Genomic DNA, 10,057 nt, shown 5'->3' on the forward strand with positions numbered 1-10,057 from the left:
CTAGGCCATGAAGCTTGGGGCGACCCTCAACCAGCAACTGAGAAGGTCATATCAGCTTCAATATACGCTTTCCGAAAGTCTCAGCGGTGCGCTGGCTGTCAATATTCGTGAAATTGAGAAGCAGCGCCGAGGTACCCTCACTGCCCACCGACCAATCCGTCAACGCTTCCGAATACATTCCATCTTCCCGCATGCGCTCGACAAGCCAACGATCCTCCAGTTGGCCTTTCAGCCGCAGGATCAAGTGCATACCGCCGGGTTGTCCATCAATCCGCATGTGTGTCCCCAGCACGCTTTCCAGGCCCGCCGCGGTGAGTTCCCGGCGCTCGGCATAGAGTTTGCGCATCCGTTGGATATGACGTGCGAAGTGCCCTTCCATCATGAAGGCCGTGACAATAGCTTGAATAAGCTCCGGACTGCCACCTGCGAGGGCTTGGCTGATATGCTCAAACCGCTCGACCTCTGTCTCCGGGACGACAAGATATGCAAGCCGAATGCCCGGAAAGAGCACCTTGCTGAACGTGCCTGAATAAAGCACGCGCCCGTCACGATCCAGGCTCTTCAACGCGGGCAGGGGACGGCTGACATAGCGATACTCGCCATCATAGTCGTCCTCGATAATCCATGCGTTGTTCTGTGCAGCCCATTCCAACAGCGCGAGGCGTCGGGGCAGGGATAGTGACACGCACAGGGGACTCTGATGTGCTGGCGTGACCAGAGCCGCGCGCGCACGTTGGTGCAGCTTGATACCCTCGGAAACAATCATGCCATCCCGATCAACCGGTACCGAGACACCTGCAATGTGCATATGCCTCAGCAGTTCGCGGGTGGGTGGGTAACCCGGGTCTTCAAGCCAGACGCGGTCTCCTGCATTCAACAATGCATGCGCGATCAACTCGATCGTGTGACGATATCCGGACGTCACGAATATCTGAGATGGCGAGCAACTGATCCCACGCGAAACCTGGAGATATGCGGCGATCTGGACACGCAGTTCGGGCAAGCCGTACACGGAAGGATGAACCATGCCAGACGGTTGCATCGCACGCACACACCGCGCGCCGATACGTGCCCATATCTTGCGGGGAAACATGTCCAGGGCTGGCAACCCCATCTGGAACGGCAAAATCGAATCCGGCCGAAAGCCAGCCGCACCAATATCGTTATTGGCCTCTGGTTTCGGGGTTGCCAAAGTGAGGCGCGGTTTAAGGCCCGGCGTCACGATGGTCCCTGCCTGGCCGCGGGCGTGAATATATCCTTCAGCGGCCAGCAGGGAATAAGCCGTCTCGATGGTCCCCCTTGCCAAGCCTAATTCCTTGGTCAGCGCCCGCGCAGACGGTATCCGGTCGCCAGGCTTCAACACCCCACTCTCGATAGCGACGCGAAACCGATCATAGATCTGTCGGTAAAACGGCGTAGCCGCCGTTGGATCCAACGCCGAGATGTTGCTGGTCTTCGCGATGGTCATGGACAAGCCATTGCTGCATTTGAGCCCCAAGTGATTGTACCACTCTGACCGCCAGCCAGTAACCGATCTTTTTCAGACAGTCTGCGCTTTCCGAGATGTGCCCATACCGTTGGCAGGTTCAGGCTTGCGTTCTCAGCGCCTCCCCTCCCAGACCGCGACTTGGCCAATTGGAGTCGGATCAGGCGATTTGACATGGACGAGCGCGGACCATCAGGCGGCGAACATGGACCAGTTCCAATGTAGATTCTTGGTTCTTGTGTAAAGACCCGCGGCTTCTACGATCAAGTGCATGGTGTCGTGTCCAGATGTGCGTGTTTTGCGTCCGGATCTAAAGTATTGTCGATGCCATTACGTAATAAATTCCCACTTTAGAGTGCGTATCTTCTCTAGCGGAATTTAAGTTCCTTTAATAATCAAACATAAGGATTCGCGTTATGTGGAAGTATATCGACTACCCTGAAAAATCGTCCGCACATTGTCAGGATTTTGGAGGAACATACCTCCGCCAGGAAAAATGCGGCCTCACGCAAAAATCGCACGACCGCGCGGATGCGCGCACGCGCCGACCCAAGTCCGACCGTGTACAGTCGGGTCTTTGGAAACACCCAGTGGCATCCAAAATTGTTTGGACAGTCCCTCTGGCTGCCTTGTGCCTTGTCGGCAACTGGAGCGCCGCTTTCGCTGATACAAGCGACGTCAAAGGCCCCGCCACCCTGATCGTGGCAAAGTCGGGCGAGCACTGCAAAGATGATCCGAACTGCTTCAACCGCATCCACTACGCCGTCAAGCCAGTCGCCCATGCAATGCCTGGGCAGCTATTCGTGCTCGAGACCCGTGACGGCTTGGATTCTGACCTGAACTTCGAGTCGACAGCCGCGGATGTGGCTGCCGTCGACCTGAACCGCTGCCATCCGCTGACAGGCCCTGTCTACATCGAAGGCGCAAAACGTGGGGACTCTATTGCTGTAACGGTAGTCGACATCGCGCCCGATGATTTTGGCACTACGACGGTTGTTCCAGGATTCGGATTTTTGCGAGATGTGTTCCCCGATCCCTACATCGTCCATTGGCAGCTGAACCGCCTTGACGCACGTTCGAAGGACATGCCGGGGATAGCGGTGCCAAACAACGCGTTCATGGGCACCGTTGGCGTCCTCCCCGACAAGCCGGAACTCGACAAGTGGCTGAAGCGCGAGAAGGCGTTGGCTGAAGCGGGGGGCCAGGTTTTGACACCACAACCGGTCGAGGCTCTACCCGCGGATCTCTGCGGCGTCGATGGCACAGCGAAGGACGAATGCGTGCGGACCGTCCCACCGCGCGAAAATGGCGGCAACATTGACACAAATCAGACGGTCGTCGGCACGACGTTGCACTTTCCTTGCTTCATCGACGGCTGTGGGCTGTTCGCGGGCGATGTCCACTTCGCCATGGGCGGCGGCGAGGTGGCCGGCACCGCCATCGAGATGGGCGCCAAAGTGACGCTTCAAGCCAAAGTGATCCCAGGCGGTGCTTCGCGGCTGTCGACCGTGCATTTCGAAGGCGGCTCGCAGCTCAAGAAACTTGCTCCGTCGAGTTTCTACGCGGTCACGGGGCTTTCGCTCAAGCCCGAAGGCGAGCTGCCGATATTCGATACCTACCTCGGCGGCCAGAAGATTGCTCCACTCGCGAACCTCTCCGAGGACCTAACCCTTGCAGCGCGCAACGCCACGCTCAATATGGTCGATTTTCTGGTCAAGACGAAAGGGCTAACGCGCGAGCAGGCCTACGTATTGACGAGCGTGGCCGTCGATCTTGACATCGCTCAAGTCGTCGATGTGCCGAACATGGGTGTTACGGCCATCCTGAACCGCGATGTGTTCGTGGGGCAACAGCCATGAAACGGCGCGGCTTTCTGAGATTGGGGGCGGCCTTGGCGGCGTTTGTACTTGCAGGGCGCGGACCAAACGTTATGGCCGCCGACAACAGCGGGAGCCCTGCGGGGCTCCTGCTTGTCGATTTGGAACCGGACGGCATGGAACCCATTTTCCGACGATACCGTCTTTTGGTCGTCGGGCAGCGGGACAGCAAGACAGCCAGCGCTTTCGCAGAGGCCACAGTTGATGTGCTGGCCCACTTTCTGCCTGCCTCACGTCCCCGCGTGGCCCGAGCAGCGGACACCCGCCGCGTCGGCATCCTCATTGGCACCCGTCAACAGGACGTCGCAATCATGACGGCGGAGAGCGCTGAGGCGCTTTTCCTCGCCAAGGCACCTTTCGACGATATCCGCGAAGTTCCGTTGCGGCTCATTGTCTCATTCGGGAGTCACGTCCTGGTGTGCAGGACGGATTTCGTGGACCATCACGCCTATCTCCTGGCGCAGGCGTTGGTAGAGCATTGTGACCTACTCCCCGCACCCGCCGTAGCGCCAAGCGGAGTTGTGCCTGCGCACAATGGTTCGCTCGCCTATTTCGCGGGACAAGAGATGCCTGGAGATTGAAGACTTCACGACAGCGAATTGACCCGGGATCCATGAATCGCGGGCCACCGCCAAGTGCCGAAGAAGCATCGTCTATGACTTGTTTTCGCAGTGACAAATCCAATTCGACTGCCCGCTCGTGGCGTGAAACGGGAGATCATGAGCTTCCACTTTGAGACCCATGCTTACGCGGTCGATCTGGTGGAGTAGGCGTCAAAACCCGGTCGATAAGCTTGCTGAGCTACAAAATTAATCCACCCCGCAATGCAGAATATTTGCTCACCAGAAATAATCGTTCCTGATGCATATGAGATTCTATTGGCGCGAAGGGAAGCTCCTATGGGGCGGCTGGTCTGAGTTAAGTTGCTCATGGCCGCAACGAAGGAAGCCAATCGTCGCCAGACCTTGTTGCTCTCCAATTGGGTGCCTTTGCGGTCCTGCCATTGGTCCGCCCTCAAATGCTTGCCACTCCCTGTAGGATCCGCTTACCAAACGAACGTGGCCGCCGAAGACATTTGCATTTTAATGGTCTGCTTTAATATCGGTTCAACGATAGGATGTATAACGGTCATATTCACCGTTGGGAGTTGGATGATGACCGAAGTCAATTTCGGACGCCGTGGGAATGAAGATCGACGGCCGAAACGTTCAGGACGACCAACTGCAGCAGCGGTTTCTAGGGGGTCGATTGCCAAAGAGACAAACCGCAGTCCGCTGCGGATCATTGGTGCAATCTTGGCCGGTGCCGTCGTTGTCGTGGCTATTGGCCTCTTCATCTCTTACTTTTGGTCGGGAGATCAGCCGATTGCCTCAACTCGGTCTGCTTCGATGTTGCAAAGTGCCTCATTGTCAAATTCCGCTTCAACAGTCCAGCCGGTGAAGGTGGCAGCCTTCGAACCGAACCATGTCGCCAACCTTCCCGTAGCGAAAGCGCGTGACATCCAAGATGCCATTAGGAGGGGAGATTATCCCTCGGCCAACGCCATCTCTTCTGAGATGCTGGCGGCCAGCCATTCCGAAGTATGGAGCGTCTACCCCTTCACCGATTTTGCGATCGCGATTTCTGATCTCACGGATCCTGATTTCGAATCCCGCCTGACGGCGTGGGTCGAACAGGATCGATCGAAGCCTTTGCCTAGCCTCATCCGCGCACAATATTACTACGACATGGCGTGGTTTCGACGCGGCCACGCTTATTCGCGCAATGTCGGCCAAGACGCGATGAAGGATTTTGGCCGCGATCTAGCCAAAGCCTACGACGACATCAATCGTGTCCTTTCTATCGATCATAGCAACGCCTACGCACTGTATCTTCGCGTTCTCATTCTGCGCGGTTACGGCGTGACCCCCGCCATGGAGGATGCGCTCCAGGAGGCAGCGGCCGCTTATCCCGACTTCATTCAACCTTCGGATATCGTTCTGTCCACACTGCAGCCCAAGTGGGGCGGCAGCATCGAAGCGATGTATGCATTCGTTGACGCAATGACCAAGAAAGCGTCGGCGGATTCGCCTCTGAAGCTGCTCGATCTCGACCTTTACAGATACCTGCTCCAGGTCGCATACGACGAGTGCTCTGAAGACAGCAAGACAACTGACGCGCTTGCCGTCTGCGTCCAAAAGAACATGAAGCAGATCGTGACGGCCGATCTTGAAGGCAGGGCGGTGAGATCTCTCGATCTTTTCGGCCTTAAGAACGATTACCAGACGAATGTCGCGGTCGAGTACATCTTATCTGAAATCACAGACGTACCGGGAGCCGACGTTTACACCGGTCCAATCCTTTTGGCAGCGGCGAACGGCTACAGCAGCGACACACGTCTTCAGGAAGACCCGACCGCAGGTCATAATTTCTTGATCGATAAGCTAGTTGGCCGATCGTGGCTTCAAAAGGGCTCTCCCGAGAACGCACTGACAAAATATAAGGAAGCCCTTCAACACCTGAATTCCGCGACGTTTCCCAGCGAGGGGCAAAAGTACAGCGCCGTCGCAAATATCCAAGAGACGCTAGTGCGCATTTATAGTGCGCAAAAGCAGTACGACGACATGATCGCTTCGGCAAAGGCAGCGCTCGACGCCGGTGGAAATGATTTCAATCGGGTCCAGCTATGCTTTGCCTATTATCAGCTGAAGAAATACGACGCAGCGATTGCTGAATGCACCCGGGCAATCCCCGATCCTAGCAGCAGCGTTTCTGCCCGCTATTGGCGTGCGCAGTCTAATCGGGAACTGCATAAGGACGATGAAGCGATCAAGGACTTCACGGTTGTTGCAGATTCGCAGGATTCCCGACGAGCTGGCTCCGTAATCGAAATGTCGATCATCTACGACAATCGCAACGACATCAAAGGCTCGCTGGATGTGCTCAACAAGTATCCCTATCTCTACGACGTGAACCTGACAGCCAAGAGTGATGTTGCGATCGGTTATAACAATCGATGCTACGCGTACATGGAGTTGGGTGAACTCAAAAAAGCGCTGGACGACTGCAGAGCATCTCTCGCTAACGGCAGCATTCCCGACGCCTACAAGAAGCAGCAGGAGCTGACCAAACGACTGGAAAGTCCAAAATAGTTACCACGATATTTACCAAAGGACGAGATAGGCGTCTGTGGATCCAAAAAGGCTCGACGGGCCAGCAGTGCCCGGGGGTCCCTGGAGACGGCCTAGTCAGCCCAACTGCCTGCAGGTGGCGTGCGGCAAACTAGCATTTTCGCGATGACTAGAGCAGTCTTTTTCGAATCCCGCACGTTCAACTCCTTCGCACTCGACTTTCAGGCGCATTTTGATACTGGAGAGCCTCGGACGGAGGATGTCATGCTCTATGCGCTGCTTATTTTGGTTGTGCTGGTAACCATGGTCCCGGGAACCATCCGCTTCGTCATCGCAGTGAAGAAACATAATCTCGAAGTTCGCACGAGTGCCGCCGCAGGTGGTGAACCGTCCGGCGACCAATTGAATCGAACAGATAGTGCATTGCCTGAATCAAAAAAATACAGAGGACGGCCTTATGTATCGACGGCAGAAAAGATAAGGCGCTTCATCTACTTAGTTATACTTTTCACTTTCAGCATTTGTATTACCGGTATATTTGACACAGATTGGGTGGCAGTCCCATTGCTCTTGCTCAATGTTGGCCTCGGTATCGGCGAACTTAACGGAATGAGTATCTTTCCTATCATCTCGCGATGCGTTAATGGGCAAGGAGATGGCGGCATCTCCTCCTAAGCTGCCAAGTTTTGCAAGGCGGAATTATCCGTTTCTGAAATTCATCTCTGATAACGATGAACCTCTTCTTAGGTTTCGCTCATTGCCTTCAGGCTTGTGCCTTAAGGTCGACTGCCAATCGGCGCCATCAGTCATTCAGTCTTTACTAAAAACTGCTTCTGACATGTGCGGAATGATTATCGCTTTGGGCCTATTCTTGCGACACCTCGTTCAACGAAGCCGCTCACATGACCCGGATTCCTGGCAAGTATAGTCGACGCGACGCAGAACAGCGGTTTTCACGCGTCTAGAGACCGTCTCAGGCGACCAGTGCATTTACTGCGGGATGCCGAACAATGGTAAATTCGATCACCAACCGCCGGTCTAGAAAGCTATCGGTTGGTCCCGTCAGCCCGCAGTGATCCACGTGGTCAGTTTTCGTCAAGCATAGATGCCAACTGATCCTCGTGACGTCGAGCATCAACGTGAAAAAGAGGCAGCTAGCGTCCCCATTTGGCCCAAAGCAGCCCTTGCGCCCCTTTCATAGCCACTTATAATCCAACGCATGGCTGACCGAACTTGTCCTGTTTATGTATTCCGAAGTGACGGCTTTTCCCGGTCGGGCAACACGGTCGTGGCAGTTGCGCCATTAGCTTTGGTGGCAGCGGTGTATGGCGGCGGCGGCGTAGTAGGTGAAGGTCTAAAGCGAGAACTCGATCCGACCAGAATTGTAATGATCCGGCAGGAACGACAGCCATATCGGGATTGACTACATAGCCGATTTCGGGGCGTGGGGCGGGCATCTGCGCGACGCCAAAGCCAATTGCGAAATCAGTGCAGATTGCTATTCTTTGTGCCCTATCAATTTTGACATGAGATACGCATGGTTTACGCCGACATGCCAGGTGGTAAGAATTTGCTGGCGTGGTTCGGCCAAGAGCCGACGTTTCACGACGCGGAAATCATTAGCCTTTTACTCAATCGAACCGGCGAAAGTGAATTGAAAATTCACGGCTGGATCGTTACTGGCGATGTCGGCTCTGATGGTTATACCGTCCTTGATAAGCACGCTATCGTCACATTCAGTTTGGAAGGGATTATGGACCTGCAACTGGACGGCTTTAGCAGGCAAAATGTCATAGGAGGCCTAGCTCTTCGCTACGCGACCGACAAAGGTCGATCAAACTATTATGCGGTGCCCGAAGACCCCAGCGACATAGAGATCGAGCTTATACCGTGCTACGGATTGGACGGGTACATTAGAGCTAAAAAGGTCTCACTGTCATTCATTCCGGGTCGTCCAAGCAAAACGAGGTAGCGTATTTTGGAAGTCGGAGATGCCATTGTCTGCCGGACGCAAAAGGGGGACCTGCCGTCTTCCGCGCCTGGCCCAATAAGATCATGTTGTACTGCCTCATTCGAACGCCTCGACTACGTGGCCTGCTACAACTGATATCGAGGAAACTTTTCCGTCATCGCGTGAATTGCGGAATATCGTCCACGCGGGTTGTCCCTCGGCGGTCATGAAGGAGGTAAAATACCTCCCCTTTTCGAGTGTAATCGACAGCTCTGGGAGCCGAGCGAAAAGTACAACGTCTTCGATCCTACGACCGACCAGCGGCTCAAAAATTTCATCCCAGTTCTGTTCGTCGGTCCAGCTGCCAGCAAGAATGGCGGCCTCGCTTTCAATTCGCCAACTCCACTCAATCATGACGGTATATTCACCCTTCGGATTTCCGTCTGAACCGTCTCGCCGCTGCTGAGTGGATAACTCGCCAATTTCCAAAAAGATTGCCGACCCATATCCGTGCCAGACCAAAGATAGGTGGCGCGATTTAATGGCCTGTCTATAGCTCTCAAAGGCAGAGGCCAGCATCGGAGACAACTCCCTTAGAGCGATGTTACGAGAGCTTCAGACAGGTTGTTGGTCGATGTCAACATCACTAGATCGATTCCCCGATTGGCGCATTGCGGGCTGACGATTACAGCATCGCCACGCTGGCGGACCCCCGCGTTTAATAGAAATGAACCCTCGACAGATCGGCTTCATACGGGTCGATAAGTATCGGCGTTCCGTTCTCCTTATAGATTTCAAGCTCGGAAAGTCTCCCGTCCGTCACATGTATCGCGAGTCTGACAAGGCTCGCGATGCGAATAATGCCCTTACGATCATCAATGACGTCGTCATAAAATCCTTCGACGGGGATGTGATCGTTCGGCCGCGAAGATGGAGAGTCATTATCTTCTACGACAGCCAATGGCCCACGGCTACGAAGCATCAGGCTCCCTTCAGGACTAATCCGCATCACCTCCACCGATTTCATTTGTTCAAGGATTTCAGCTCGCCCCTTAAACTCCCGCCGGAGCAGATGCATGAGAAGCGCATGCTCGGCGACACCGATTCCCCTCCAGTTCCTGGATGGTGCGCCGACATCCGCATATCGGTTGCATTGCTCGCTGGATGGATGCCTCATCCACCCTATAACCTGCTTGGCCTCCGCCATCGCATCTTTGGCACTGGGAAAGATGCCTGACGCCTGTTGCCCAGCCCAAGAGGCTGGAGCGTCGTCCCATTCAGAAAGCCGCTCTTCTACATATTCGTATGTTGCATCTGGGCGTAAGTAGACGCTCAAACGCCTTGCTTGGTCGTCTCGCACAACCCTCATGGTCAGCTTTCCGGCCATGGTTCAACACCCCTTTTCCAGACACACCTCGTGACGGGTTCCGCTGCGAAAGCTGAGTTGAATCTGGAGGACTGTCAACGTCCGGTGTTGGCGCGATCCGGAAGCTAACCAGCTTCGGGAGTTGGCCCATTGCTGCCATTCGGGAACAGTCATGGTTGCGGTTCGAACTCTACCGCGATTTGCCCTGAAGCATCCTGTTTTCGTAGTTTGACGGAAGCGGGCACGATCACCGCCTCCGATATCGAG

At 55.0% G+C, this 10,057-nt stretch carries 8 protein-coding genes; 5 read left to right on the top strand and 3 right to left on the bottom strand.

Annotation, left to right across the window (positions count from 1 at the left end; genetic code table 11):
- Window positions 1-46: 46 nt before the first annotated feature.
- Complete coding sequence (pdxR, locus tag CPY51_RS11605) at window positions 47-1,468, bottom strand: MocR-like pyridoxine biosynthesis transcription factor PdxR (protein ID WP_111160376.1); 1,422 nt, start codon at window positions 1,466-1,468, stop codon at window positions 47-49.
- Between the two features lie 434 nt (window positions 1,469-1,902).
- Here pdxR and CPY51_RS11610 point away from each other — a divergent pair, with 434 nt between their 5' ends.
- From CPY51_RS11610 to CPY51_RS11630, 5 genes are all read left to right on the top strand, one after another.
- Window positions 1,903-3,345 carry an acetamidase/formamidase family protein gene (locus tag CPY51_RS11610; protein ID WP_244598611.1) on the top strand — a complete coding sequence of 481 codons (1,443 nt, stop codon included), beginning with the start codon at window positions 1,903-1,905 and terminating at the stop codon, window positions 3,343-3,345.
- Between the two features lie 134 nt (window positions 3,346-3,479).
- Window positions 3,480-3,944 carry a hypothetical protein gene (locus tag CPY51_RS11615; RefSeq protein WP_244598612.1) on the top strand — a complete coding sequence of 155 codons (465 nt, stop codon included), beginning with the start codon at window positions 3,480-3,482 and terminating at the stop codon, window positions 3,942-3,944.
- A 573-nt stretch (window positions 3,945-4,517) separates the two neighbouring features.
- On the top strand, window positions 4,518-6,494 hold the full coding sequence (locus CPY51_RS11620; RefSeq protein ID WP_146260120.1) for a tetratricopeptide repeat protein: 1,977 nt from the start codon (window positions 4,518-4,520) through the stop codon (window positions 6,492-6,494).
- 243 nt (window positions 6,495-6,737) lie between these two features.
- The gene (locus CPY51_RS11625; RefSeq protein WP_146260121.1) at window positions 6,738-7,148 is read left to right on the top strand and encodes a hypothetical protein; all 411 of its coding nucleotides are present in this window, start codon (window positions 6,738-6,740) and stop codon (window positions 7,146-7,148) included.
- Between the two features lie 862 nt (window positions 7,149-8,010).
- Window positions 8,011-8,445, top strand: coding sequence for an Imm50 family immunity protein (locus tag CPY51_RS11630; protein WP_111160381.1), 435 nt, complete (start codon window positions 8,011-8,013; stop codon window positions 8,443-8,445).
- 96 nt (window positions 8,446-8,541) lie between these two features.
- Here CPY51_RS11630 and CPY51_RS11635 read toward each other — a convergent pair whose 3' ends face one another.
- The gene (locus CPY51_RS11635) at window positions 8,542-9,003 is read right to left on the bottom strand and encodes a hypothetical protein (RefSeq protein ID WP_111160382.1); all 462 of its coding nucleotides are present in this window, start codon (window positions 9,001-9,003) and stop codon (window positions 8,542-8,544) included.
- A 139-nt stretch (window positions 9,004-9,142) separates the two neighbouring features.
- Complete coding sequence (locus tag CPY51_RS33405) at window positions 9,143-9,811, bottom strand: hypothetical protein (RefSeq protein WP_244598614.1); 669 nt, start codon at window positions 9,809-9,811, stop codon at window positions 9,143-9,145.
- Window positions 9,812-10,057 lie beyond the last annotated feature (246 nt).

Source organism: Arminella tubonensis (assembly GCF_003240585.1).
GTDB classification, from domain to species: domain Bacteria; phylum Pseudomonadota; class Alphaproteobacteria; order Rhizobiales; family Rhizobiaceae; genus Rhizobium; species Rhizobium tubonense.